Origin of the sequence: Haemophilus sp. HMSC068C11 (assembly GCF_001815355.1) — a bacterium.
Classification (GTDB): Bacteria; Pseudomonadota; Gammaproteobacteria; order Enterobacterales; family Pasteurellaceae; genus Haemophilus_D.
The window spans coordinates 42,729-66,215 of record NZ_KV820368.1 but is presented as its reverse complement, the minus strand read 5'-3'; the positions used below and the strand labels follow the sequence as shown (position 1 = coordinate 66,215).

Sequence of the window (23,487 nt, the reverse complement as noted above, 5' to 3'; positions counted from 1 at the left end):
CTGAAATAATAAAAGGGCGTGTTGAATATCCAACACGCCCTTTTCTTTATATGATTAATTCAACCAGAAATAATATCCTATTGTCGCGATAACGAGTATACATACAATATTTAAGATAAATCCAGCTTTAACCATATCACTTTGGCGAACCTCACCTGTACCAAATACGATTGCATTTGGCGGTGTCGCCACTGGTAACATGAAGGCACAAGATGCACCTAAACCGATAATTAACGCAAGACCAATTTCCGGCATACCGAGAGATTGTGCGATAGAAATAAAGATTGGTACTAATAACGCCGCACTTGCCGTATTGGAAGTAAATTCAGTTAAGAAAATAATGAAGGTTGCGACCAATAAACCAATGAGGTAGTAATGTTGTCCTTGAACCAAGAATACAATACCGTCAGCTAACACTTTACTTGCGCCCGAATCTTTTAACACTGCACTCAAGGTTAAACCGCCCCCGAAAAGCATCAATACGCCCCAGTCAGTGCTTTCTTGGATTTGTTTCCAATTTGCTACACCGGTTGAACAAATAATGACAGCCGCAAGTAATGCGACGACGCTATCAAAACTACCGATATTTTTAGCAAGACCAAATACACCTGAAATGATTGGATTAATATAACTACTAAATACCCAACAAAGTGCAATAACACCAAAAATGACAAGCGTTAAAACGCGTTGGCCATTCATTTCAATACGTTCAAAGTTTTGTTCAAAATGTAAATTAAGTTTCGGTTTAAAGACAATGAAAAGTGTACCAATCATCAATGGCATCAAAATGAGCATAATTGGTAAACCATACCATAACCAATCAGAGAAGGTTAAATGTAAGTTACTTGCAACGATAGCATTTGGTGGGCTACCCACTAATGTACCCATACCACCAATACTCGCACTATATGCAATCCCTAATAATACGAAGACATAAGTATTATGTTCTTTTTCTTTATCAAGTTTGCTTAAGATCCCCATGGCTAAAGGTAACATCATTGCAGCTGTTGCCGTGTTACTCATCCACATCGAAAGGAAAGCAGTAATGGAGAAAAGATACATCACAGCGACAAATAAATTTCCACGAGCCATTGCCATGATTTTATTGGCAATCATTTTATCGAGTTTTTGTATATGTAAAGCTGTCGCTAAAGCAAAGCCACCAAAGAATAAGAAAATGGTTGGATCGGCAAATGCGACTAAAGCTTGCTTGGTTGTCACCAAATCAAGGGCAATCGCAAGTAATGGCACCAACAGAGCGGTCACTGTGACATGCAATGCCTCAGTTAACCAAAGAATCGCCACAAAGGCTAATAATGCTAAACCAGCATTTTCCTTAGGCGCGAAAGGTAAAGATTTTAATAAAATAAAAAAACAGGCTATCGCCAGCAGAAAGATAATCCCACTTTTATAATTTTTAGTTGTGTTTGTTTCGTTCATGAGTCCCTCCAAACTGATTACAGATGAACTATTTGCGATGTTAAATGAATGTTACAAACTTTCAACTAACAAATGTTTAAAATGTGATCTTGTTCAAAAAAATTTTAACAAAAAAAGTGCGGTTATTTCTAACCGCACTTTAAAAAGGTCAATAATTTCAAAATTATTCTTCTTCGAAATCTTCTAAATCTAATGCTTCTTGTGAAAGAATAATACCTGTTAAATCAGCATAAATATAATCTTCAGGGAAGAACGTCACGCCACCGAAATTAACTGGCAGATCACTTTCACCATGATTATTTTCATCTGCGCCAACTGGAATTGGTGCAAGCGCATGAATACCAATATCAATATTTTCAAGCTGTTGAATTTGACGCACGGCACCATAAACAATAATACCCGCCCAGTCATTATCTGCGGCAAGTTGTGCAAGCTCTGCATCAATTAAAGCACGGCGTACTGCGCCACCACCATCAACGACAAGTACTCTGCCATTACCATTTTCTTCGAGAATTTCGGCAATTAATCCATTATTTTCAAAACATTTTACTGTCGTCACTTTGCCGTAGAAATTGCTGACGCCACCAAAGCTAGAAAAAATTGGCTCAACCACATCTACTTGATCAGCATAAATATCACAAAGTTCTGAAGTATCGATATACATAATGTACCCCTTGTCGTTAAAATTTTTTCTCTAGTATAAGCCGATTTAGCCGATAAGCAAGCCTAAACTAAACAAGATATTGATAAATAAAGAAATCATTGACATCTGTGCTAACATCGGACGTAACACTGCAGGCTCTTTGCTGCGATAAACAAATAACGCATGTTTTAATAACAGTGGAAATGCCAATAAAAATAAGAAATGCCAAGGGCTAAATGCGGTTGATGCCGCAAATAGCACATAACATAAAGCGGCAATGCTTAATAAAACACAGTGATAAATGCGTCCTTTCTTCGGGCCAATACGCACAACCAGGGTATTTTTTCCTACCTTAGCATCTTGCTCAATATCACGTAAATTATTGATATTTAAAACAGCTGTTGCTAATAAACCTGAGCCTAATGCAGGTAAAGTAATTAAGCTATCAATGCTGTGAGTTTGTAAATAATAGGTTCCACCCACACCCAATAAACCAAAAAAGAGCAACACTGACAAATCGCCTAAACCTAAATAACCATAAGGTTTAGCCCCTACGGTATAAGTAATGGCAGCAATAATGGCAAGAATACCCAAACCTGCAAAGGCCAATAAATCTGTGAGACTTTGATATGCGATACCAATTAAGAATGCGCCTGAAAAAAATGAACCCACCGCCATTAAAATTAAGCCCCATTTAAGCTCATTCGCAGAAATTGCACCTTGTTGAATACCGCGTAAAGGCCCAATACGTTCTTCGGTATCTGACCCTTTTTGATGATCGCCGTAATCATTAGCAAAGTTGGAAAGTACTTGCAATAAAATGGTGGTAAGCAAGCAAAGTAACATCACGGTGAGATTAAAACTTTCTTTATCCGCCCAATATGCCAATGCCGAACCAGTAAAAATAGAAGCTAATGCCAAAGGCAAGGTTTTTGGGCGAGCGGTTTCCCACCACATTTTCAATTTATGATTTGTCATTTTTTTTGACCGCACTTTTGATTACAATAAAGGGCGTATTCTACACGGAAATTGCCTTTTTATGAATGATTTAACACTGACTCTTCACCCAATTGCGGTGATTCACACGCCTTACAAAGAAAAATTCTCAGTGCCACGCCAGCCTGATTTAGTACAAGATGGCATTGGTATTGTGGAACTTCTCCCTCCATATAATTCACCAGAGGCGGTGCGAGGATTAGAGCAATTTAGCCATCTTTGGCTTATTTTCCAATTCGACAAAATACCCCATGGGAAATGGCAATCCACTGTTCGTCCCCCTCGTTTAGGCGGCAATCAACGTGTCGGTGTATTTGCTTCACGGGCTACGCATCGCCCTAATCCGCTAGGCTTATCCAAAGTTGAATTACGCCAAGTGGAATGTATTCATGGACGTGTTTTTCTGCATTTGGGCTCCGTGGATCTTGTCGATGGCACACCTATTTTTGATATTAAGCCTTATATTGCCTATGCTGATAGCGAACCTGAGGCAAAATCAAGTTTTGCACAAGAAAAACCACCTGCAAAATTAAACGTAGAATTTACAGAAATCGCCCAAAGTGCGGTTGAAAAATATCACAAAAACCGACCGCACTTAGCGAGATTTATTACAGAAGTGATCGCACAAGATCCCCGCCCAGCTTATCAACAAGGTAAAGAAACCGACCGTATTTACGGTATTAGTCTGTACGAATTTAATATTAAATGGCGCATTAAAGCAGGGACAACAAATTGTGTGGAAATTTTGGATATCCAAAAATTAAAAGAACAAAAAAGCTGACTTTCGTCAGCTTTCTTTTTATCGTTTTAATTCTGTCTAATCCGGTAATGCATTCAGCACAGCTTTAACGAGCGTTGCCAACGGAATAGCGAAGAATACGCCCCAGAACCCCCATAATCCGCCGAAAATCAACACCGAAATAATGATTACTAAAGGATGTAAATTAACGACTTCAGAGAATAAATACGGCACCAACAAGTTTCCATCTAGAAGTTGACTCACCGCAAAGGCCACAATTAAATACCAAAACGTTGGGGAAATGCCAAACTGGAACATGGCGACTAAAGCAACGGGAATCGTCACCAATACCGCACCAATATAAGGGACTAAGACAGAGAGACCTACGACAACAGAAAGTAACAGCGGATAATTTAAACCAAAGCTTAAAAAGATAATATAAGTCACCACGCCAACAATCAAAATTTCTAACAATTTGCCATGAATATAATTCGCAATTTGTTGCTGCATCTCATTCCATACTTTAGACGCTAAAAGACGGTTTTTAGGCAAAAATCGGCTTACACCAGCAAGAAGTTCTGTTTTATCTTTCAGCATAAAGAACATCATTAATGGCACTAAAAATGCATAGATACCCAGTGATACAAGGTTCATTAATGAAGTAATCGACAATTTCACCGCAGATTCACCAAAGCCCAAAATCTTCGCGCGAGCCGCACTAAAAAAGGTGTCAATCATGGTGTAATCGATGAGTTCAGGATAATGCTCAGGAAGGGCTAATAACCATTCATGTAACTTATTGAACATGGCTGGCAAATCGCTTAATAAGGAAATCGTTTGATTCCATAATGTTGGTACAAGCCCGAAGAAAATTAATAACGCTAAGGTTAGAAAGCCACCAAAAATAATTAACGTGGCAAGCATTCGAGGAAATTTTAATTTTTTCGTTAAAAAATTAATCGGCATTTCCAATAAATATGCTAATACAATGGCAATCAGTAACGGAGCGATTAAATCACTAAAGAAATAAATCGCAATAAAGCCAAATAACAAAATGGCAAGTAGTCCCATCGCATGCGGATCGCTTAAGCGACGGCTATACCAATTTTTTAGCATTTCTAACATAAAGTCTTCCTAAACAAGTATTTTTTGTCATTATAAGTTAAAATTTAAATCAATCCTATATCCACTCATTCAACATAAAATAGAAGGAAACGTTATGTCTGTTAAGATTTACCATAATCCGCGCTGTTCAAAAAGCCGTGAAACCTTAGCTTTATTAGAAGAAAAAGGTATCCAACCAACTATCGAACTTTATTTGCAACAACACTACTCTGTTGAAGCATTACAGCAACTGGCTAATAAATTAGGATTAGATGATGTTAGAAAAATGATGCGTACCAAAGATGAGCTTTATCAATCATTAGGGTTAGATAATCCTGCATTAACTCATGATGATTTATTAAAAGCCATCAGTGAAAATTCAGCCTTATTAGAGCGCCCGATTGTGGTAAAAGGTGAAAAAGCCAAAATTGGACGACCGCCTGAAAGCGTACTCGCCATTTTGTAATTTTATTCATTTTCGCTATAATGACTTGCCGTGAAACACTTCACGGCAATTTTTTAGAGGTAAATATGACAAAAAAAACAAAAAGTGCGGTTGAAAATCAGCCCATTTATCAACACTCCAAAGGAGTCGTGAAAGATAATGCTGTGATGGCACTATTACACGACAAATTATTCCGCCAACGCGTTGAGAAAAAACGTAAAGGCAAAGGCAGTTACCAACGAAAAGCAAAATATGCGAGCAATTGGTTTGAAAAGCCCGATGATAAAGTTTTTGATTTCAGAAATTTTATCATCGGGTTTTTCGTTTCAATTTCAGTATAAAAAATAACAAAAAGAGGAAGTCTATATGTCAATCAAAACAGAAGTTTTATTTAACAATACTTGGAATGTCCGTATCAGTGATCCAGGTGAAGAAGGGGCTCAAAGCCACTTTTTTGAAACCATTTATCTCACGCTCACAGCTTATTTTGAAGGCGAAAATGTGCGTTATGAATTTGTGCGTAAAGTAGAAGATCAAGTAAAAATCAAACGCTCATTTACGGAATTAAGTGAGTTATTCAAATTCTTGGGGGATTATTTGGATCCGGTTTCACTCGGTAACCTCGGTGTAAAAATGGGTAACTTAGGCGTGAAAGCTGAATAAATTTTTTCTAATAAAAAAGTGCGGTCAAATTGAACCGCACTTTTTATTTATCAACTTATTATATTATTGCGCAAGTAACACACCTAGCGCGGAATAGAGGGATTGAGCGGCTTCATTTGGTAATGCCTTGCCATCTTCATCAGTGATCACGACCGCACTTTGTTTACCCACCGCAGAAATTTGCATTTGGTAAACGCCTTTTTCTAGATTAGGCGGATTCACACCTAAACGTAACCACTCTTGTTTATCCAATGGTTTATATTTCAATTCACGATAACCACGGCCTGCAGATTCAGATGTTGCTTTAAAGCCTAATTTCGGTAGAGCCGAACCTAAACGTTGCCATGCTTGACCAAAGCTTGCATCCATACCCAATGCCATTCTGCCATTCGTATCAGTAATTAAACCAGATTGGAAAGGTCCTACAGAAGCACTACTTAAATCTTGTTGTTGCTTGTTATAAGCGCTAGTGAGCGCCGAAACAAAACGATTTAAACGATCAGATGCATAGCGCTGCTTATCAGCTTGATTTGGTGTGTAAATTACACCATCACGACGCATTTGTTCGACAGAAACCGCTAACGCACTCGCATCTTGCGCTGTAACTTGTTCAATTTTATAACGGATCTCTGTATTGGCTTTATCGTCTGCACGACCCGTTGGCGCCCAGTCACTCATTAATATTGCACCATCTAAGGTCGAATTCGTGCCTTCTTCTTTCAATAAACGCTCAATTTGTTTGAGGTTATAAAGCTCTGCTTGTGCATCCGTATAAACAATCAATGCACGTTCGCCATCAAATTGTGTTAAAGAATTTTTAATAATCGCTAATGGGGTTGAAGGCGGACGAATATCCACGCGTTCTTTTTTCGCATTAAGCTGAGGAAGTTCATAAGTCGGATCAGCTTGCGGCAATGTTACCCCACCACTTGCTAAAGGAGAAAAGCTCGGTATTTCACGATCAGAATTTTGATAAGTGTCATTAGCCGTCTGCATTTTTTCCACGCTGTTTGAACATGCCGATAACAATGCTGCTGCGACTAAACTCAGTACGATTTTTTTCATTCCTTAAATCCTTTCAATAAAAAATAATTAGAATAATGACCGCTCTTTGACAAATAAAAGAGCTGAAAGTTTAAAGGGCTGTAAAAACAACCCTTTAATTCATTAAATTAAGCCAGCAATTTTTAATGCTTCTTCTACTTTTACTTGAGCGCTTTCGCTTAACACAGTAAGTGGTAAACGTAAGTGTGAAGTCTTAATTAAACCTAAACGATATGCAGCCCATTTTACTGGAATTGGGTTTGATTCAATAAATAAATCTTGGTGTAAAGGCATTAAGCGGGCATTAATTTCTTCCGCTTTTGCAAAATCACCCGCTAAAGCATAGCGACACATCGCGGCCATGTCTTTTGCAGCAAGGTTGTTTGTCACAGAAATGACACCTTCTGCACCTAATTTCATCGCTTCTAGCCCTGTAGCATCATCCCCACTTAACACAATGAAATCTTTACCGGCTAATTCTTTAATTGCAGTGATACGAGTTAAATCGCCTGTGGCTTCTTTAATCCCCACAATATTCTCAATTTGCGACAAACGTGCTACGGTTTCAGGTTTCATATCACTACCGGTACGACCTGGTACGTTATAAAGAAGTTGTGGTAAATCCGTGCATTCTGCAATCGCTTTAAAATGTTGGAACATGCCTTCTTGAGTTGGTTTATTGTAGTAAGGAACAACAGATAAACAACCGGCTACACCGCTATCACGTAATAATTTTGTCATCACAATGGCTTCGCTCGTTGCATTCGCACCGGTGCCAGCAATGATTGGAATACGTCCTTTTGCTAACTCAACCGTCTTTTCAATCACCTTCACATTTTCTTCAATGCTTAATGTGGCGGACTCTCCTGTTGTCCCCACAGATACAATCGAATCTGTACCCGCATTGATATGAAACTCGATAAGTTTTTCTAATGTTTCAAAATCAATGTTCCCGTGGTTATCCATCGGGGTTACTAAAGCAACAATACTGCCTGAAAATAAGGGGGTTTGCGTAGTCATAAGGTACTCCATTTACATCTATTTTGCGTTTTAACAATAACATTTGAAAATATTTGGTTATAATCGCTAAAATAGCTTGAATTTACAAATCATTTTTTACATTTTTAAGGATTTTTTATGAAAACATTACAAGTGGGTGACTTAGCACCGCAATTCACCCTTTTAAATCAAGATAATCAACCAATTTCACTTGGCAACTTTAAAGGCAAAAAAGTACTCGTGTATTTTTATCCAAAAGCCTTAACACCAGGCTGTACAACTCAAGCCTGCGGTTTACGTGATGCTAAAAGCGAGTTAGAAAAATTAGGTGTGATTATTTTAGGCATCAGCACAGATGCGCCAAAAAAACTGGCTCAATTTGTTGAGAAAAAATCGCTCAATTTCACCTTGCTTTCTGATGAAGATCACCAGGTTGCCGAGCAATTTGGTGTTTGGGGTGAAAAGAAATTTATGGGACGCACCTATGACGGCATTCACCGCATTAGCTTCCTCATTGATGAACAAGGCAAAATTCAACACGTTTTTGATAAATTCAAAACAGGCGAACATCATCAGGTTGTCTTAGATTACCTGCAATCCCTTTAAATCCCCTCTCAAAACAACCGCACTTTCTATGATTTACCTCAAAGTGCGGTCAAAAAATAGCCATTTTTCTAATTTATATTTACGCTCTATTTTTCATTTGATAAAATTCCAATCTAATTGAAATTCATTATCAATTAATTTTGTATTCTTTATCATATAAAAGGACTATCAGATGCCAAAACTTTTTGAGTTTTTAGAACAATATAGTGATTACATTATTATCGGGCTTTTACTTCTTATGAGCGTAATCATGCTTGCTACTGTGATTGAGCGTTTTATCTTTTTAAGCCGTGTCAATGTCGCTAAATATTCCAATATCCATTCACTTGAAATTGATTTAAATCGCAATATGACGACCATTTCAACCGTTGGCGCAAACGCACCTTATGTGGGCTTGTTAGGAACAGTAATTGGTATTTTGTTAACCTTCTATCAAATTGGTCAAGCTGGCGGTGATGTCGATGCTGGCGCAATCATGATGCACCTCTCTCTTGCGCTAAAAGCAACCGCACTAGGTATTTTAGTCGCGATTCCATCCATGATGTTCTATAACGGCTTAGGTCGTAAAGTAGATGTTAACTTATTGAAATGGAAAGTATTAAACGCTCAAAAAGATAAGGAATAATCGTGAAAAAATTTGATGAAATCAATATTATTCCTTTCATCGACATTATGTTGGTGTTATTAGCGATAGTGTTGATCACCGCATCCTTTATTTCTCAAGGAAAAATTCAAGTTAATGTGCCAAAAGCCAGTTCAACGGTCGCATTCAAATCAGATGAATTAGCCAAATTATTGACTGTAACGGCAGATAAACAACTTTATTTTAATGACAAACCTATCTCGCAAGAAGCGCTTGAAAAAGAGATCGCGGGTTGGAATAAAGATCAGAAAGTTACATTAAAAATTGATGCAGAAGCCTCTTTCCAAGATTTTGTGACGATTACTGACATGTTATCGAAAAACGAAATTAAAAATGTCGCGATTGTTTCGATGAAAGATAAAGGCGCTTCGAGCAAAAATGCGCCAGCAGTGGGAGGCGTCGGAGTAGGGCATAAACAATGAACAGCCAACAAGCTAAACGATCACTATTAGGCTTGCTTATTTCTCTATTAATTCATGGTGCCATTGTAGGCGCATTGCTTTGGAACTGGCATAAGCCAAGTGAAGCTGCAAGTAATGCTACAGGTGAAATATCCACGACAATATCAATGGAAATGATTCAAGGGATGAGAGTGGAAGAACCCGCTCCTGAGCCGGAACCTGAACCTCAACAGGCAGAACCGGAACCTGAAAAGCAAGAAGTCGTCGCAGATCCAACGAAGAAACCAGAGCCTGAGAAGAAAAAAGAACCTGAGAAAAAGCCAGAAAAACCAATAGAAAAGCCGAAACCAAAACCGAAAGAGAAGCCAAAAGAAAAACCTAAAAATGAGGTAAAAGCAGAGAAAGCGGTAGAAATGCCGAAGAGCTTACCGATTGGCGATAAGAATATTAATTCAACGGCTACGGCAAATTCTAAAGCAACGACCACAGGTCAACCTGGTACAAATGGCGTTCAAGGTGGCTCAGGTACCAATACGGATGAGCTAAATGCTTACCGTGCAGCTATTCGACGTGAAATTGAACGGCACAAACGTTATCCTGCTCGAGCGAAGATGATGCGTAAACAAGGTGTTGTGAGCGTGAGTTTTAGCGTAGGGGCAGATGGTTCCTTATCAGGAGAACGAGTAACGAACTCCTCTGGAGATGAAAGCTTAGACAACGCAGCACTGGAAGCGGTGAGAAGTGCAAGACCTGTTGGTCCAAAACCCGCTGGATTTACCTCTTCAGTCAGTGTACCAATTAGCTTCACCATTCAATAGATAAATAAAAAGGCGAACATCATGTTCGCCTTTTCTTTTGCTAATCTTAATTAGCCCATACCGTATTTTTTCAATTTCTTACGCAATGTACCACGGTTAATGCCGAGCATGTTCGCTGCACGAGTTTGGTTACCGCGGGTGTATTGCATAATCATATCTAACATCGGGTGTTCAACTTCCGCTAATACTAATTCGTAAAGATCATTCACATCTTGACCATCTAATTGTGATAAGTAATTGCGTAAAGCTTGTTTTACTGAATCACGTAATGGTTTGTTTGTTACTTGTGATTGAGAGTTTAAAACTGAAACGGTTAACGCTTCAGACGGACTACGTTGTTGTTCTAACATTTTTCTTTATCCAAAATTGAATTTAAAAAATCTTCCAGCACAATTAACTGCTCTTTCGGTTCATTAATTGCGTTAAAAGTCTGTCTAAAAACGGAATCGGGTTGAATTCCCTGTAAATACCAAGCTACGTGCTTACGGGCTATTCGATAGCCTTTTTGCTCACCATAGAACTCATGAAGTTCCTGAATATGACGCAAAATATGACCGCACTTTTCACGCAAACTTGGAGTTTGAATTATCGAATCATGTTCAACTAAAGCCTCGACGGCTTGAAAAAGCCATGGATTGCCTAGTGCGGCACGACCGATCATTATTGCATCAGCACCTGTATACTCAAGTACCTTTTTCGCTTTCGAGGCAGAATCAATATCACCATTCGCAATAACAGGAATTGAAATTGATTGTTTGACTGCTCGAATATTGTCGTATTCCGCTTCCCCTTCAAATAGGCATTCTTTCGTCCGCCCGTGAATGGTTAAAGCTTGAATACCAGATTGTTCTGCAATTTTGCCGATTTGCACACAGTTTCGATTTGCTTTATCCCAACCTGTGCGAATTTTTAACGTCACAGGCACATCAACGGCATTCACGACTTCTTTTAAAATTTTTTCCACTAAATCAGGAAATTGAAGCAGTGCAGAACCCGCCAGCTTTCGATTCACTTTCTTTGCAGGACAGCCCATATTGATGTCGATAATTTCAGCGCCATAGGCTACATTAATTGCTGCAGCTTGGGCCATTTCTAAAGGATCAGAACCTGCGATTTGCACCGCATTTAATCCTAGCTCTTCACTATGTGCTAAACGAAGTTTCGATTTCTCTGTATGCCAAACTTGTGGATTAGTGGACATCATCTCTGAAAACGTTAATCCCGCGCCGTAATGGGCACATAAACGTCGAAAAGGTTGATCCGTGATACCTGCCATGGGCGCCAATAAAATACGATTTTTTAATTCATAAGAACCAATTCGCATTTTATGTTATCCCCAATTACAAGTCCTAATCTCTATCAAGTCAGGCAACAGCAGTCACCGACAAGGGGTGCTATATTACGCATTTTTCTTTTTTTTTGCAAAGGGAAATTTGTTCAAAAAATGCACTTTTTTTAATTGACAAAAAGAAATTAAGCCGATTTTAATTTACCTGTAATACGGCACCATTCCTCTTTCACTGCAACAGGATCTAAATCAAAGGATTGTGTATAAGCATCACATACCGATTCTGCTTGGGTTTCTAAAATACCCGATAATCCAAGATCACCGCTCTCTTTCACTAGTTGAGAAATAATCGGATAAAGTTCTTTCAATGGCCCCGCAAGAATATTCGCCACAACAACATCTGCTTTTAAATCTGCAGGTTTATCATCGGATAAGAAAAGTTGAAGACGATCCGCCACCCCATTTTGTTCTGCATTATTTCGACTGGCGAGAATGGCTTGTGGATCGATATCAATACCGATTGCATTTTTAGCCCCTAATTTAAGGGCTGCAATGGCAAGAATTCCAGAGCCACAACCAAAATCGATGACGGTTTTGTCAGTTAAATCCAAACCATCTAACCACTCTAAACAAAGTGCGGTTGTCGGGTGGGTGCCTGTTCCGAAAGCTAAACCAGGATCAAGCATCACATTAACTGCATTTTGATCTGGCACTTCACGCCAGCTTGGGCAAATCCATAAACGTTTGCCAAATTGCATTGGGTGGAAGTTATCCATCCATTCACGTTCCCAATCTTTATCCTCGATTTGCTCAATTTTGTAAGCGGTGTTTTCATCTAAATGATGTGCTTGTTTAAGCAAACTCACAATTTCATTCATATCGGTTTCTGCATCAAATAATGCAATCACATCCGTATTTCCCCACAAACGTGTTTCGCCTGGAAGTGGTTCAAAAATCGGTGTATCTTGGCTATCCATAAATGTGACCGAAACTGAGCCAATTTCTTCTAAAAAATCGCTAATATTCTCGGCTTTTTCATTTGTACTATTTAAGCGAATTTGAATCCACGCCATCTTCTTTTCCTTTTAATTAATTTCTTTATGTAACCATCTGGGTAATAAACTTACGCCTAGGGCTGAAACCACAATAATGATAATCCCAAGCGCTGAAACAAGTGAAACCTCTTCGTTGAGTAATAATACTGCCAAAAAGACACCAAAAATCGGCTCAAGTGCGGTCAAAATTCCCGAGATTTTTGCATCCACCGAATTTAAGCCTTTATTCCACAACCAAAAGGCAAACCAACTACATACTACACCGAGATAAATCAAACCGAAGAAACCAAGCCAGTTAAAATGGATATCCCAGTTTTCCGTCAGCAATAAAGTAAATGGCAGCATGGTGATGCTTGCTAACACAATCGAAATGGATGTATAGGCTTGTGCTGAAACCGTTGCCACCACTTTTTTCGTCCAACGCAAGCAACAAGCAAACACAATACTTGCCGCCACCACTAAGGAGCAACCCAATAAGCTAATTTCACTTGCGCCTTCATTGCCCTGCCCGCCTAGAATTAAAATGGCCACGCCTAAAAAGGCAAAAGCCCCACACAACCAATGATACCATTTCGCACGATCTTGAAAGAAAAAATGCCCAATGAAAATCACACATAATGGTTCTAATCCAATCATGGTCGTTGCACTCGCCGCGCTTGTATATTTTAAACCAATGAATCCCAGCAAAAAGGTCGCGGTATAATTGAAAAAACCTAGCCACCAAAGCTGTTTTCGCATCGGTTTAGACACGCCTTTCCAACGACGAAAAAAGAGTGGCATCACAATAATCGCCGCCATTAATAAACGGGCTTGGATCATCAAAATGGTGTCCATCATTGTAAAGGTGTATTTAGCGGCAACAAAGGCACTACTCCAAATAAACAACGCTAGGATCTGGTAAATCATAAAGTGCGGTCCATTTTTACTGTTTTTTTGCGCCGAATTGGTTACCCAAGATGAAAGCAATCAAGCCAAATACAAGTGCAGGTACAATGGCATTAAAACCAAATAGTTTGATACCAAATTGAGTCAGTAGCACATAACTACTTAATCCCACCACCATTGAGCTTATTGCACCTGCTGCATTTGCTTTATCCCAATAAATGCCTAATACAATCACCCAAAGGAATGCTGCTTCTAATCCACCGAAAGCAAATAGATTCAACCAAATAATCATATCAGGTGGATTCAGTGCGGCAAGAATTAACAACGCCGATAAAATTAGTGTAATGACTGATGAAATACGGCTAATTCGTTTTTCATTCTTCGCGGCTTCAGGTTTGCTTGCAAGATATAAGTCTTTCACAAAAATTGAGGAGGATTGAATGAGTTGCGCATCAACTGTGGACATAATCGCCGACATCGGTGCGGCTAAGAAAATCCCTGCAACAATAGGCGGAAGCACTTCCAACATTAAGGTTGGAATGACTTTATCTGACACCGTTAAATCTGGCACAACAGCACGACCTAAAGCTCCCGCTAAATGCATCCCTAACATAATAACTGAAAGGACAATCGTACCAATGAGCATGCCTCGATGTAAGGCTTTACTATCTTTGAAAGCCATGCAACGCACGGCTGTATGTGGTAAACCTACCACACCGAAACAGACTAAGATCCAAAATGATGCCATAAATTGAAAATCAAGCATCTCATTTGGGCCGTAAGGGCTTACTAAGCTCGGATCAATTTCAGTTAATTTATTGACCGCATTTTCCACGCCACCGAGATGGTAAATCACGCCCACTAATAGTACGATTGTGCCAAAAATCATTACGGTACCTTGAATCGTATCAGTTAACACGACGGCTCGGAAACCACCAATAAACGTATAAATACCAACCGTTAAGGCAAAAATAAGTAAGGCGTGAGTATAAGGAATCCCTATCGTGGTTTCGAGCAATCTTGCGCCACCAATAAATTGCACAACCATAGCGGCAAAGAAGGCAAGCAACAATGCTAGACTGGAAATCCAAACGAGATATTTATTTTTATAACGATAGAAAAATAAATCATTGATAGTAAGCGCATTGGTTTCGCGAGAAAGTAATGCAAACTTTTTGCCTAATGCACCTAAGGCTAACCACACAGCCGGCACTTGGATCATGGCGAGTAACACCCAACCTAGCCCATATTTATAGGCTGCCCCTGGTCCCCCAACAAAAGAACTGGCACTGGCATAAGTGGAAGCTGTTGTCATCGCAAGGACGAAACCTGTCATGGAACGATTTCCTACATAATATTCCGTAAGGAAATCCCCTTTACTGCGTTTTACATAAGCAAATAATGCCGCACCAAAGATGAAGACTAAATAGATAGCTAATGGGAGAATAATACCTAAATTCATTATTTATTCTCCTTTGACTCAACATCTAGAGGAATATCTAAAAAGACAATTTTGACAATCCAATACCCAATGACTACAAACAAAATGGGCAAATAAATGCAGGATAATTCAAACCACAACGGAAAACCTATCGGCCCGAGTGCCCCTTTTGGTAAATAAGCACAAATACACCATCCTATGACATAAAAAATAGCTAAACCTAATGCCCAGCGCGCCTCCTTGGCGGCTTGTTTATATCGTTGTGATAAATCCATTATTAGCTCCTATTAGAATGTTTTACCGTCAATAATTATATTAAACGATAAACAAAAAAGGCAGAAATATTCTGCCTTTGCCTAGAAAATTATAAATTAATCATGCATCCCTAATTTCTTCTCTAAATAGTGGATATTTGCACCACCTTTTTGGAAGTTTTCATCTTCAAGAATAAGTTCATGAAGAGGGATGTTTGTCTTGATACCGTCAATGATCGTCTCTGATAATGCATTTTGCATACGACGGATTGCAACATCACGAGTATCACCGTATGTAATTAATTTTGCGATCATAGAATCGTAGTGTGGTGGAACAGTATAACCAGCATATATATGAGAATCCCAACGAACGCCTAAACCACCTGGTGAGTGTAAGTGTACCACTTTACCTGGAGATGGTAAGAATGTTTTTGGATCTTCTGCATTGATACGACATTCAATCGCATGACCTTTCACTTTAATATCTTCTTGTTTGTAAGAAAGTGGTAAACCAGCCGCAATACGCAATTGTTCTTTCACCAAATCCACACCAGTGATCATTTCTGTTACTGGGTGTTCTACTTGAATACGAGTATTCATTTCGATGAAATAGAACTCACCATTTTCATATAAAAATTCAAATGTACCTGCACCGCGATAGCCAATTTCAACACAAGCCTTCGCACAGCGAGAACCGATATCACGACGGACTTCTTCGGTAATACCTGGTGCTGGTGCTTCCTCCACCACTTTTTGGTGGCGACGTTGCATAGAACAATCACGTTCAGCAAGATAGATTGCATTACCGTGTGTATCAGCTAAAACTTGGATTTCAATATGGCGTGGATTTTCTAAATATTTTTCCATGTAAACCATATCATTGTTAAACGCTGCTTTTGCTTCTGCTTTGGTCATCGCAATGGATTCTTCAAGTGCATCTTCGCTACGTACCACGCGCATACCACGACCGCCTCCGCCGCCAGATGCTTTGATAATAATTGGATAACCAATACGTTTTGCAATTTCTTTATTTTTCGCGATATCACTGCCTACAGGACCATCAGAACCTGGAACACAAGGCACGCCCGCTTTTTTCATTGCCTTAATCGCAGAAACTTTATCACCCATTAAACGAATGACATCTGCTGTTGGACCGATAAAAGTAAAGCCTGAACGCTCAACTTGCTCTGCAAAATCTGCATTTTCAGAAAGGAATCCATAACCAGGGTGAATAGCATCCGCACCGGTTACTTCTGCTGCAGCAATAATCGCAGGAATATTTAAATAACTTTTTACAGATGGCGCAGGTCCGATACAAACTGTTTCATCTGCAAGTAATACGTGTTTTAAATCACGGTCAGCGGTAGAGTGAACCGCCACAGTTTTAATGCCTAATTCTTTACAGGCACGCAAAATACGCAGTGCAATTTCACCACGGTTAGCAATCACAACTTTTTCTAACATAACAATTTCCACTTGGGTGAAAAAATGGCGAGAAAGCTCGCCATTTCAGATTGATAGGGATTATTCGATAACGATCAATGGTTGATCAAATTCAACCGCTTCGCCATCATTTACTAAGATTGCTTTAACCACACCAGCTTTATCAGCTTCGATACGGTTCATCATTTTCATTGCTTCAACGATACAAAGCGCATCGCCTACTTTGACAGTTTGTCCCACTTCCACGAAAGCTTTCGCTTCTGGACTTGGGCTACGATAGAATGTACCCACCATTGGTGAACGTACTTGGTGACCAGACACTTCAGCTGCTGGTGCTTCCGCAGGTGCAGCCGCTGCAGGTGCTGGCGCAGCAGCAGGAGCCGCAACAGGTGCGACAGGGGCTGCTGCATATTGAATTGCAGCAGGTGCAACAGCTGGTGCCGCACGACTAATACGTACTGTACCTTCTTCTTCTTGCACTTCTAATTCAGTGATACCCGATTCTTCTACTAATTCAATCAGTTTTTTGATTTTACGAATGTCCATACGTTCTTCCTAAAAATAATAATGAATTGTTAACCGCACTTTCAGAATTGATTTCCAAAGTGCGGTCATTTTGAAACCTGTTTTTTTGTGTCGGCAAGATTACCGCAAAATCATGAACTTTGCGATAAATTTCTGCGAAAATCTGTAAATTTTGTGAAATTTTATGCTTTTTTATTTAAAAAATCTAACGCAAATTGGAGAGCAAACTCATAGCCTTTTACACCTAAGCCACAAATCACACCTTCAGCCACATCACTAAAGTAAGAATGATGACGGAATGGCTCGCGTTTATGTACATTAGACAAATGAATTTCGACAAAAGGAATTGACACCGCAAGCAACGCATCGCGCAATGCAACACTGGTATGCGTATAAGCTGCCGGGTTAATTAAAATAAAATCCACTTTCTGAAAACTTTGATGAATCTTATTAATTAACTTTTCTTCGCTATTTGCTTGGAAACACTCCAAATTCACACCATGCTGCTCAGCAAGTTTACCCACATTTTCTTCAATGGCAGATAATGAAAGTGAACCATAATGTTTTGGTTCCCTTGCGCCCAACATATTCAAGTTCGGGCCATTTAACAGCAAAATATTGAATTTTTTTGACATTTTCACATCCTTTAACTTGTGCGAATTATAGCGATTTTTTGTGTAATGGTGGTCGTATCTCTAGATAATTTTGGTAATAAATTCTGAATTTAGATCAATTAACGGTAAATCTGAGCCCGGCCATGCTCGTAATACCTGATGTTGCATCAAATTCAATGTATCTAATCCAGGCATCACGTTAGGCGTATATTGCGCAGCGATACGAGCGAGTTGCGTCAATCCAAGGCTACTTTCAATACTCGAGCTGATCACCGCTTTTATGCCTAAGCTATGCGCTTGTGCAATCAGCTTTTGACAATCTTGCAGCGAGCCAATCAATGTTGGTTTAATCACAATGGCGCTTAAGTGCGGTTCTTTTTCTAAAAGAAAATCTGGCTCTCGCACACTTTCATCCCAAGCAATATTAATGCCTGTTTGAGTTGCAAACTGGCGGCTTTCTTCACGGGTTTTACAAGGTTCTTCCAAAAATTGAATGCGAGAACGATGTTGTAGTTTTACTTTCTCCGCAAATTTTAACGCCTTTTCCAAGGTCCATTGACGATTCGCATCTAGACGTAATTGCAAATCAGGAATGGCTTCAAGAAACATATCCGTAATCAAACCATCACGATTCGCTTCATACATACCGACTTTGATTTTAGCGACTTTGTCACCTGACATTTGATTAAGTTCTGCATATAACTCATCAGGATCGCCATAACACAACGGTGCAGTATGATAGTTACCTTCCTCATTTAAATAACGTTTCATCTCATCCATCGCCGTGCTAATACCAAAAGCAACAGAAGGATAACAACCATCAAGGGGGACTCTTGGAGCTTCGCAGCTTGCATGACACCAATTCGTCAGCCATTCAATGGCTTGCTCTTGCGCTTGTTCGATGGTTTCTTCGCTAAAACCAGGTAAAGGTGCAATTTCCCCCCAGCCATCACGGCTGCAAGCAACACGTACAATCAAACCTTCACGGCGTTTTAAAAAACGTCCACGTAAAATTAACTGACTATCGACGGGAATAGAATAACGATAAAGATTAAATGATTTGGTTTCCATCTTATTCTCCTTGATGGTAAAAGTGCGGTTAAAAACACACAGATTTTTAACCGCACGTATTCTATTTAAAAGGCACTTGTTTCATAAATAATTTACGTTTTACTCTCATAAATTCGTTTATGATTCTTTCAAAGACTGAAAATTTCGTTTGATTTTCACAAACCGACTCTCGACCTTTTTGCAAACTACTTTCAAAAGGCTTATCCGGATTCACAACAAAATCTTGCACACAAATCCCTGGTGAAAGCTGAACCACTTTATAATCCTTTAAATTCAAAAAATGCTCAAAGATAAGAGAATCAATGGCCACTTCAAGGGGTTTATTTTTCACCTGTTCGAGAAGATATTTAGCGCCTTTCGCTGTCACGGTATAACCCGCCGTTCCTGATTGCTTAAATGTTATGGGATAAATCTTTCTATCATACTTTGCTGGTCTAGGCGCGCGAAATACCATTCTTCCATTAGCTTCAAGCTTCAATACATCAATATCATCAGGCAAATAATCGACTTCTAACAGCTCTTTTGCATTCTCGCCTAAGTAAATATCATCTTCAAAAATATTGATATAATCTAAGTTCTTTTCTAATGCTAAATTCCATAGTGAGATATGACTTAACGCACAACCAATTTCCCCATCCCATAATTTAGCTTCTGAAGAGCGATCTAAAATAATATTAAATTTCTTTGCAACATCCTCAATACGATCTGGCGTCACTGCATCAAAAAATGAAAAAAGGATATTTTGCCGACCAAATTCTTGTTCAATGTGTTTGCGACGTTTTGTTTCTCTGGTTAAGCTAATCACATAATTATGTTGTTTCACACAGGACATAAAATAATTCTAAAATATGAATAAGGATTGAGATATATCACGACAAGGCGGTTAAAAACACACAGATTTCTAACCGCACTTTTATGTTCAAATTAAGGATTGCGTCTAAATTTGCTGAAGTCTGGCGCGCGTTTTTCGTTGAACGCGTTACGACCTTCTTGACCTTCTTCAGTCATATAGAACAACATGGTTGCGTTACCCGCGAGCTCTTGTAAACCTGATTGACCATCACAGTCTGCATTTAATGCGGCTTTTAAGCAACGTAATGCAATTGGGCTGTTACGTAACATTTCACGGCACCAACGCACAGTTTCTTTTTCTAAATCTGCATAAGGTACAACAGTATTCACTAAGCCCATATCTAATGCTTCTTGTGCATTATATTGACGGCATAAGAACCAAATTTCGCGGGCTTTTTTCTGCCCCACTAAACGTGCCATATAGCTTGCGCCCCAGCCACCATCAAATGAACCGACTTTAGGACCAGTTTGACCGAAAATCGCATTGTCTGCCGCAATAGTTAAATCACATAACATATGAAGTACGTGACCACCACCAATCGCATAACCTGCGACCATTGCCACCACTGGTTTTGGACAAGTACGAATATCACGTTGGAAATCCAATACATTTAAGTGATGCACACCGCTTTCATCTTTGTAACCGCCGTAGTCACCACGAATTTTTTGGTCACCACCAGAACAGAATGCTTTTTCGCCTTCACCGGTTAACACAATCACGCCAATTTTTTCATCGAAACGCGCGTTAGAAAAAGCATGGATCATTTCTTTGACTGTTTGCGGACGAAATGCATTACGCACTTCCGGACGGTTAATCGTGATTTTTGCAATACCATCAGTCGATTTGTGGAAACGGATATCAGTATAACCTTCGCTATGATCAACCCACTCAACTGGTGCATATAAAACATCATCTTTTGGATTTTGCATTGTTCTTTCCTTTATAAGTGTAAAAAGTGCGGTCATTATAGCGGAAGTTTTTTAGTTCGGGAAAGAAAATCACTTCTCAATTAGAGAATCACTTTACAATCAGATTGTTGTTGTTAAAATTTTGCCATTCTAGATGTTATAAGGAAATTTAAGTGAAAAAAATTATTTTTTTAAGCAGCATCATGTTATTGAATGCTTGTAGTTTATTTGGTTCATCACAATCAACTATTCCTGCTGAATTCGCACAAGCTGATTATCTCCTTTCAGATGAGAATGCGAAAGCATGGGCTACAGCAAGTAAACAAGCTGAGCAATGTATCTATCCAAATTTAACTCGTATTCAGCAACAACATTTTGCCAAAGAAGATAGCTATATTCATTCCCAATATGTCTTTTTCTATCCGTTAGAAAAAATCATCGGTGAAGATTATGTAAAAATGATTCAAAAAGATGAAAAATCGATGAATTATGCAACCTATCAATTTAAGAAATTCCGCGCAGAAATTGGTGATGTCGATGCATTAGAACCAAAAGCTTGCCAAATCTTACGTACTCAGGCAAAAGAAGACTTAGATGTGGTGAAAGGCCAGTATGTAAATGGCATGGTAGATGAAACGAAAAATGATGACGGCACATTGAAGAAAACGGGTGATGGTATTGCAACCAATCAAAACAAATTCTTCTTTGATATTATTAAATGGGGTTCTGCCCTTCTTCTCTAATTTTTATTATTTTATATAAATTTATATCACTCTCACGGCGTAAATATTTTTACGCCGTTTTTATATCAAGAGAAAACGGTTGCGATCAAAAAAAGCTTAAATTTTCAGTAAAAAAGCAAAATAGTCATTTAAATTAAAGTCATTTTCAGCTAGTCTAACAAGAATTAGTTTTTACAAGGAGAAAACATCATGACAACGCTTTTTGATATTGCACAAAACTGGTTAAATCAAGATCCTGATGCAGAAACTCACGCAGAATTAACCGCACTTTTAACGGCGGCGAAAAATGGTGATGAAAAAGCACAATCTGAATTACAAGCTCGCTTTAGTGGCCGTTTACAATTTGGTACTGCGGGGCTTCGTGGACCATTACAAGCAGGCCCTATGGGTATGAACCGTGTTTTAGTGGCACAAGCTGCGGGCGGTTTAGCAGATTATTTAAAAGATTACGACAAACAACCTTCCATCGTGATTGGTTACGATGGTCGTAAAAACTCTGATGTTTTCGCACGTGATACCGCTGAAATCATGGCGGGTGCAGGCGTGAAAGCTTATTTACTTCCACGTAAATTACCAACGCCAGTATTAGCTTACGCAATCCAATATTTTGATACCACCGCAGGTGTCATGGTGACTGCAAGTCACAACCCACCAGAAGATAATGGTTATAAAGTTTATTTGGGTAAAGCGAACGGCGGTGGCCAAATCGTTTCTCCTGCAGATAAAGATATCGCGGCATTAATCGACAAAGTCGCAGCGGGTAATGTAAAAGATTTACCACGTAGCCAAGATTATGTTGTGTTAGATGATGAAGTGGTTAACGCTTATATTGAAAAAACAGCATCTCTTGCTAAAGAACCAGAAGCAGACATTAACTACGTTTATACTGCAATGCACGGTGTAGGCTATGAAGTATTAAGCAAAACCTTAACCAAAGCTGGGCTTCCACAACCTCATATTGTGGCGGAACAAGTATGGCCAGACGGCACATTCCCAACAGTAAACTTCCCTAACCCGGAAGAAAAAGGTGCATTAGATTTAGCAATTAAAGTAGCAAAAGAACACAATGCGGAATTCATTATTGCTAATGACCCAGATGCAGACCGTTTAGCGGTGGCTGTTCCAGATGCACAAGGTAACTGGAAATCTTTACACGGCAACGTAGTAGGCTGTTTCTTAGGTTGGTATTTAGCAAAACAATATCATGCAAAAGGTGAGAAAGGCGTATTAGCGTGCTCTTTAGTATCTTCTCCTGCACTTGCTGAAATTGCGAAAAAATACGGCTTCCAATCAGAAGAAACCTTAACCGGTTTCAAATACATCGGTAAAGTTCAAGGTTTATTATTCGGTTTCGAAGAAGCGCTTGGTTACTTAGTTGACCCTGATAAAGTACGCGACAAAGACGGTATTTCTGCAGCGATCGTGTTCTTAGATTTAGTGCGTCACTTAAAAGCACAAGGTAAAACCTTAGCGGATTACGCCAATGACTTCACACAAGAATTCGGTGCTTATGTAAGTGGTCAAATTTCTATTCGTGTAAGCGATTTATCTGAAATTGGTAAATTAATGGCCGCACTTCGTAACACGCCTCCAGCTGAAGTAGGTGGTGTTAAAGTGGCACAATTTATCGACCACACTAAAACAGATCGCCAAAGCGACATCCTTGTATTCGTATTAGAAAACGGTAGCCGCTTAATCGTTCGTCCATCTGGTACTGAACCGAAAATCAAGTTCTATCTTGATGCGCGCGGTAAAGATCCAAAAGATGCGGATCACGTTTTAGCACAATTTGATGAAGGCGTTCGTCAAATCCTTCGTCAAGATGCTTACGGCAAACAAGATTGCTAATTGAGCAAACTATTAAAT

At 39.2% G+C, this 23,487-nt stretch carries 28 protein-coding genes; 10 read left to right on the top strand and 18 right to left on the bottom strand.

Translation table 11 applies throughout. The features are described 5' to 3' along the window. Nucleotides 1-54: 54 nt before the first annotated feature. From HMPREF3020_RS06375 to HMPREF3020_RS06365, 3 genes are all read right to left on the bottom strand, one after another. Nucleotides 55-1,440, bottom strand: a complete 1,386-nt coding sequence (locus HMPREF3020_RS06375; RefSeq protein WP_070583527.1) for a DASS family sodium-coupled anion symporter — start codon at nt 1,438-1,440, stop codon at nt 55-57. 163 nt (nt 1,441-1,603) lie between these two features. Beyond that, complete coding sequence (gene rraA, locus HMPREF3020_RS06370) at nt 1,604-2,104, bottom strand: ribonuclease E activity regulator RraA (RefSeq protein ID WP_065243719.1); 501 nt, start codon at nt 2,102-2,104, stop codon at nt 1,604-1,606. 45 nt (nt 2,105-2,149) lie between these two features. Next, entirely contained in the window at nt 2,150-3,061 is a 912-nt protein-coding gene (locus HMPREF3020_RS06365; protein WP_070583525.1) for a 1,4-dihydroxy-2-naphthoate polyprenyltransferase, read from the bottom strand. A gap of 61 nt (nt 3,062-3,122) precedes the next feature. Here HMPREF3020_RS06365 and tsaA point away from each other — a divergent pair, with 61 nt between their 5' ends. Further along, nucleotides 3,123-3,860 carry a tRNA (N6-threonylcarbamoyladenosine(37)-N6)-methyltransferase TrmO gene (gene tsaA / locus HMPREF3020_RS06360; protein WP_070583523.1) on the top strand — a complete coding sequence of 246 codons (738 nt, stop codon included), beginning with the start codon at nt 3,123-3,125 and terminating at the stop codon, nt 3,858-3,860. Between the two features lie 36 nt (nt 3,861-3,896). Here the strand turns inward: tsaA and HMPREF3020_RS06355 are convergent, their stop codons facing one another. After that, nucleotides 3,897-4,943 (bottom strand): AI-2E family transporter, encoded by a 1,047-nt coding sequence (locus HMPREF3020_RS06355; RefSeq protein WP_054419087.1) that lies wholly within the window; start codon nt 4,941-4,943, stop codon nt 3,897-3,899. Nucleotides 4,944-5,037: 94 nt separating this feature from the next. Here HMPREF3020_RS06355 and arsC point away from each other — a divergent pair, with 94 nt between their 5' ends. The 3 genes from arsC (at nt 5,038) to HMPREF3020_RS06340 (ending at nt 6,030) form a co-directional block, all read left to right on the top strand. Further along, the gene (gene arsC, locus HMPREF3020_RS06350) at nt 5,038-5,388 is read left to right on the top strand and encodes an arsenate reductase (glutaredoxin) (RefSeq protein ID WP_049356048.1); all 351 of its coding nucleotides are present in this window, start codon (nt 5,038-5,040) and stop codon (nt 5,386-5,388) included. A 65-nt stretch (nt 5,389-5,453) separates the two neighbouring features. Then, nucleotides 5,454-5,708 carry an alternative ribosome-rescue factor A gene (locus HMPREF3020_RS06345; RefSeq protein ID WP_054419082.1) on the top strand — a complete coding sequence of 85 codons (255 nt, stop codon included), beginning with the start codon at nt 5,454-5,456 and terminating at the stop codon, nt 5,706-5,708. A 25-nt stretch (nt 5,709-5,733) separates the two neighbouring features. Continuing rightward, nucleotides 5,734-6,030: a DUF5377 family protein gene (locus HMPREF3020_RS06340; protein WP_049371484.1), complete on the top strand. Its 297-nt coding sequence runs from the start codon at nt 5,734-5,736 to the stop codon at nt 6,028-6,030. Between the two features lie 63 nt (nt 6,031-6,093). Here HMPREF3020_RS06340 and bamC read toward each other — a convergent pair whose 3' ends face one another. Together bamC and dapA are read right to left on the bottom strand one after the other, a co-directional pair. Further along, nucleotides 6,094-7,095 (bottom strand): outer membrane protein assembly factor BamC, encoded by a 1,002-nt coding sequence (gene bamC, locus HMPREF3020_RS06335; protein WP_070583521.1) that lies wholly within the window; start codon nt 7,093-7,095, stop codon nt 6,094-6,096. Nucleotides 7,096-7,197: 102 nt separating this feature from the next. Beyond that, a complete protein-coding gene (gene dapA / locus HMPREF3020_RS06330) occupies nt 7,198-8,094 on the bottom strand; it encodes a 4-hydroxy-tetrahydrodipicolinate synthase (protein ID WP_070583519.1) in 897 nt (298 codons plus the stop codon). A gap of 117 nt (nt 8,095-8,211) precedes the next feature. On the opposite strand from dapA, the gene bcp reads away from it, so the two are divergent. The 4 genes from bcp to HMPREF3020_RS06310 all read left to right on the top strand — a co-directional run bounded on the left by bcp (nt 8,212) and on the right by HMPREF3020_RS06310 (nt 10,541). Continuing rightward, nucleotides 8,212-8,679 carry a thioredoxin-dependent thiol peroxidase gene (bcp, locus tag HMPREF3020_RS06325; RefSeq protein ID WP_070583517.1) on the top strand — a complete coding sequence of 156 codons (468 nt, stop codon included), beginning with the start codon at nt 8,212-8,214 and terminating at the stop codon, nt 8,677-8,679. A 172-nt stretch (nt 8,680-8,851) separates the two neighbouring features. After that, the gene (gene exbB, locus HMPREF3020_RS06320; RefSeq protein WP_070583515.1) at nt 8,852-9,304 is read left to right on the top strand and encodes a TonB-system energizer ExbB; all 453 of its coding nucleotides are present in this window, start codon (nt 8,852-8,854) and stop codon (nt 9,302-9,304) included. Nucleotides 9,305-9,306: 2 nt separating this feature from the next. Beyond that, the gene (gene exbD, locus HMPREF3020_RS06315) at nt 9,307-9,744 is read left to right on the top strand and encodes a TonB system transport protein ExbD (protein WP_070583513.1); all 438 of its coding nucleotides are present in this window, start codon (nt 9,307-9,309) and stop codon (nt 9,742-9,744) included. Beyond that, nucleotides 9,741-10,541: an energy transducer TonB gene (locus HMPREF3020_RS06310; RefSeq protein WP_049365291.1), complete on the top strand. Its 801-nt coding sequence runs from the start codon at nt 9,741-9,743 to the stop codon at nt 10,539-10,541. Before exbD ends, HMPREF3020_RS06310 begins: the two co-directional genes overlap by 4 nt. A 50-nt stretch (nt 10,542-10,591) precedes the next feature. Here the strand turns inward: HMPREF3020_RS06310 and fis are convergent, their stop codons facing one another. The 12 genes from fis to menB all read right to left on the bottom strand — a co-directional run bounded on the left by fis (nt 10,592) and on the right by menB (nt 20,899). Continuing rightward, nucleotides 10,592-10,891 carry a DNA-binding transcriptional regulator Fis gene (fis, locus tag HMPREF3020_RS06305; protein WP_005696908.1) on the bottom strand — a complete coding sequence of 100 codons (300 nt, stop codon included), beginning with the start codon at nt 10,889-10,891 and terminating at the stop codon, nt 10,592-10,594. Continuing rightward, the gene (dusB, locus tag HMPREF3020_RS06300; RefSeq protein ID WP_070591835.1) at nt 10,885-11,865 is read right to left on the bottom strand and encodes a tRNA dihydrouridine synthase DusB; all 981 of its coding nucleotides are present in this window, start codon (nt 11,863-11,865) and stop codon (nt 10,885-10,887) included. The genes fis and dusB overlap by 7 nt, the downstream gene beginning before the upstream one ends. Before the next feature lie 149 nt (nt 11,866-12,014). Continuing rightward, complete coding sequence (gene prmA / locus HMPREF3020_RS06295) at nt 12,015-12,902, bottom strand: 50S ribosomal protein L11 methyltransferase (protein WP_049373572.1); 888 nt, start codon at nt 12,900-12,902, stop codon at nt 12,015-12,017. 12 nt (nt 12,903-12,914) lie between these two features. Next, on the bottom strand, nt 12,915-13,790 hold the full coding sequence (locus HMPREF3020_RS06290; RefSeq protein WP_070775970.1) for a DMT family transporter: 876 nt from the start codon (nt 13,788-13,790) through the stop codon (nt 12,915-12,917). Between the two features lie 16 nt (nt 13,791-13,806). After that, nucleotides 13,807-15,231: a sodium/pantothenate symporter gene (gene panF, locus HMPREF3020_RS06285; RefSeq protein WP_070775969.1), complete on the bottom strand. Its 1,425-nt coding sequence runs from the start codon at nt 15,229-15,231 to the stop codon at nt 13,807-13,809. Continuing rightward, nucleotides 15,231-15,485, bottom strand: coding sequence for a YhdT family protein (locus HMPREF3020_RS06280; RefSeq protein ID WP_070775968.1), 255 nt, complete (start codon nt 15,483-15,485; stop codon nt 15,231-15,233). Before HMPREF3020_RS06280 ends, panF begins: the two co-directional genes overlap by 1 nt. Before the next feature lie 96 nt (nt 15,486-15,581). Next, nucleotides 15,582-16,928 carry an acetyl-CoA carboxylase biotin carboxylase subunit gene (accC, locus tag HMPREF3020_RS06275; protein WP_070775967.1) on the bottom strand — a complete coding sequence of 449 codons (1,347 nt, stop codon included), beginning with the start codon at nt 16,926-16,928 and terminating at the stop codon, nt 15,582-15,584. 60 nt (nt 16,929-16,988) lie between these two features. Further along, on the bottom strand, nt 16,989-17,453 hold the full coding sequence (gene accB / locus HMPREF3020_RS06270) for an acetyl-CoA carboxylase biotin carboxyl carrier protein (RefSeq protein WP_005698314.1): 465 nt from the start codon (nt 17,451-17,453) through the stop codon (nt 16,989-16,991). Nucleotides 17,454-17,614: 161 nt separating this feature from the next. Then, complete coding sequence (aroQ, locus tag HMPREF3020_RS06265) at nt 17,615-18,067, bottom strand: type II 3-dehydroquinate dehydratase (protein ID WP_049368670.1); 453 nt, start codon at nt 18,065-18,067, stop codon at nt 17,615-17,617. 60 nt (nt 18,068-18,127) lie between these two features. Further along, a complete protein-coding gene (gene menC / locus HMPREF3020_RS06260; protein ID WP_070775966.1) occupies nt 18,128-19,117 on the bottom strand; it encodes an o-succinylbenzoate synthase in 990 nt (329 codons plus the stop codon). Nucleotides 19,118-19,178: 61 nt separating this feature from the next. Then, on the bottom strand, nt 19,179-19,949 hold the full coding sequence (locus HMPREF3020_RS06255) for a glycosyltransferase family 25 protein (protein ID WP_049368672.1): 771 nt from the start codon (nt 19,947-19,949) through the stop codon (nt 19,179-19,181). Nucleotides 19,950-20,041: 92 nt separating this feature from the next. After that, entirely contained in the window at nt 20,042-20,899 is an 858-nt protein-coding gene (gene menB, locus HMPREF3020_RS06250; RefSeq protein ID WP_005698319.1) for a 1,4-dihydroxy-2-naphthoyl-CoA synthase, read from the bottom strand. 152 nt (nt 20,900-21,051) lie between these two features. On the opposite strand from menB, the gene HMPREF3020_RS06245 reads away from it, so the two are divergent. Together HMPREF3020_RS06245 and HMPREF3020_RS06240 are read left to right on the top strand one after the other, a co-directional pair. After that, nucleotides 21,052-21,621: a DUF5358 domain-containing protein gene (locus HMPREF3020_RS06245; RefSeq protein WP_080972310.1), complete on the top strand. Its 570-nt coding sequence runs from the start codon at nt 21,052-21,054 to the stop codon at nt 21,619-21,621. Between the two features lie 189 nt (nt 21,622-21,810). Continuing rightward, a complete protein-coding gene (locus tag HMPREF3020_RS06240) occupies nt 21,811-23,469 on the top strand; it encodes a phospho-sugar mutase (RefSeq protein WP_070775965.1) in 1,659 nt (552 codons plus the stop codon). Nucleotides 23,470-23,487: the final 18 nt, after the last annotated feature.

Bases quoted from the DNA above. Each gene is read 5' to 3' on its own strand.
- HMPREF3020_RS06375 (WP_070583527.1), bottom strand. From the start codon at position 1,440: ATGAACGAAACAAACACAACTAAAAATTATAAAAGTGGGATTATCTTT.
- rraA (WP_065243719.1), bottom strand. From the start codon at position 2,104: ATGTATATCGATACTTCAGAACTTTGTGATATTTATGCTGATCAAGTA.
- HMPREF3020_RS06365 (WP_070583525.1), bottom strand. From the start codon at position 3,061: ATGACAAATCATAAATTGAAAATGTGGTGGGAAACCGCTCGCCCAAAA.
- tsaA (WP_070583523.1), top strand. From the start codon at position 3,123: ATGAATGATTTAACACTGACTCTTCACCCAATTGCGGTGATTCACACG.
- HMPREF3020_RS06355 (WP_054419087.1), bottom strand. From the start codon at position 4,943: ATGTTAGAAATGCTAAAAAATTGGTATAGCCGTCGCTTAAGCGATCCG.
- arsC (WP_049356048.1), top strand. From the start codon at position 5,038: ATGTCTGTTAAGATTTACCATAATCCGCGCTGTTCAAAAAGCCGTGAA.
- HMPREF3020_RS06345 (WP_054419082.1), top strand. From the start codon at position 5,454: ATGACAAAAAAAACAAAAAGTGCGGTTGAAAATCAGCCCATTTATCAA.
- HMPREF3020_RS06340 (WP_049371484.1), top strand. From the start codon at position 5,734: ATGTCAATCAAAACAGAAGTTTTATTTAACAATACTTGGAATGTCCGT.
- bamC (WP_070583521.1), bottom strand. From the start codon at position 7,095: ATGAAAAAAATCGTACTGAGTTTAGTCGCAGCAGCATTGTTATCGGCA.
- dapA (WP_070583519.1), bottom strand. From the start codon at position 8,094: ATGACTACGCAAACCCCCTTATTTTCAGGCAGTATTGTTGCTTTAGTA.
- bcp (WP_070583517.1), top strand. From the start codon at position 8,212: ATGAAAACATTACAAGTGGGTGACTTAGCACCGCAATTCACCCTTTTA.
- exbB (WP_070583515.1), top strand. From the start codon at position 8,852: ATGCCAAAACTTTTTGAGTTTTTAGAACAATATAGTGATTACATTATT.
- HMPREF3020_RS06310 (WP_049365291.1), top strand. From the start codon at position 9,741: ATGAACAGCCAACAAGCTAAACGATCACTATTAGGCTTGCTTATTTCT.
- fis (WP_005696908.1), bottom strand. From the start codon at position 10,891: ATGTTAGAACAACAACGTAGTCCGTCTGAAGCGTTAACCGTTTCAGTT.
- dusB (WP_070591835.1), bottom strand. From the start codon at position 11,865: ATGCGAATTGGTTCTTATGAATTAAAAAATCGTATTTTATTGGCGCCC.
- prmA (WP_049373572.1), bottom strand. From the start codon at position 12,902: ATGGCGTGGATTCAAATTCGCTTAAATAGTACAAATGAAAAAGCCGAG.
- HMPREF3020_RS06290 (WP_070775970.1), bottom strand. From the start codon at position 13,790: ATGATTTACCAGATCCTAGCGTTGTTTATTTGGAGTAGTGCCTTTGTT.
- panF (WP_070775969.1), bottom strand. From the start codon at position 15,231: ATGAATTTAGGTATTATTCTCCCATTAGCTATCTATTTAGTCTTCATC.
- HMPREF3020_RS06280 (WP_070775968.1), bottom strand. From the start codon at position 15,485: ATGGATTTATCACAACGATATAAACAAGCCGCCAAGGAGGCGCGCTGG.
- accC (WP_070775967.1), bottom strand. From the start codon at position 16,928: ATGTTAGAAAAAGTTGTGATTGCTAACCGTGGTGAAATTGCACTGCGT.
- accB (WP_005698314.1), bottom strand. From the start codon at position 17,453: ATGGACATTCGTAAAATCAAAAAACTGATTGAATTAGTAGAAGAATCG.
- aroQ (WP_049368670.1), bottom strand. From the start codon at position 18,067: ATGTCAAAAAAATTCAATATTTTGCTGTTAAATGGCCCGAACTTGAAT.
- menC (WP_070775966.1), bottom strand. From the start codon at position 19,117: ATGGAAACCAAATCATTTAATCTTTATCGTTATTCTATTCCCGTCGAT.
- HMPREF3020_RS06255 (WP_049368672.1), bottom strand. From the start codon at position 19,949: ATGTCCTGTGTGAAACAACATAATTATGTGATTAGCTTAACCAGAGAA.
- menB (WP_005698319.1), bottom strand. From the start codon at position 20,899: ATGCAAAATCCAAAAGATGATGTTTTATATGCACCAGTTGAGTGGGTT.
- HMPREF3020_RS06240 (WP_070775965.1), top strand. From the start codon at position 21,811: ATGACAACGCTTTTTGATATTGCACAAAACTGGTTAAATCAAGATCCT.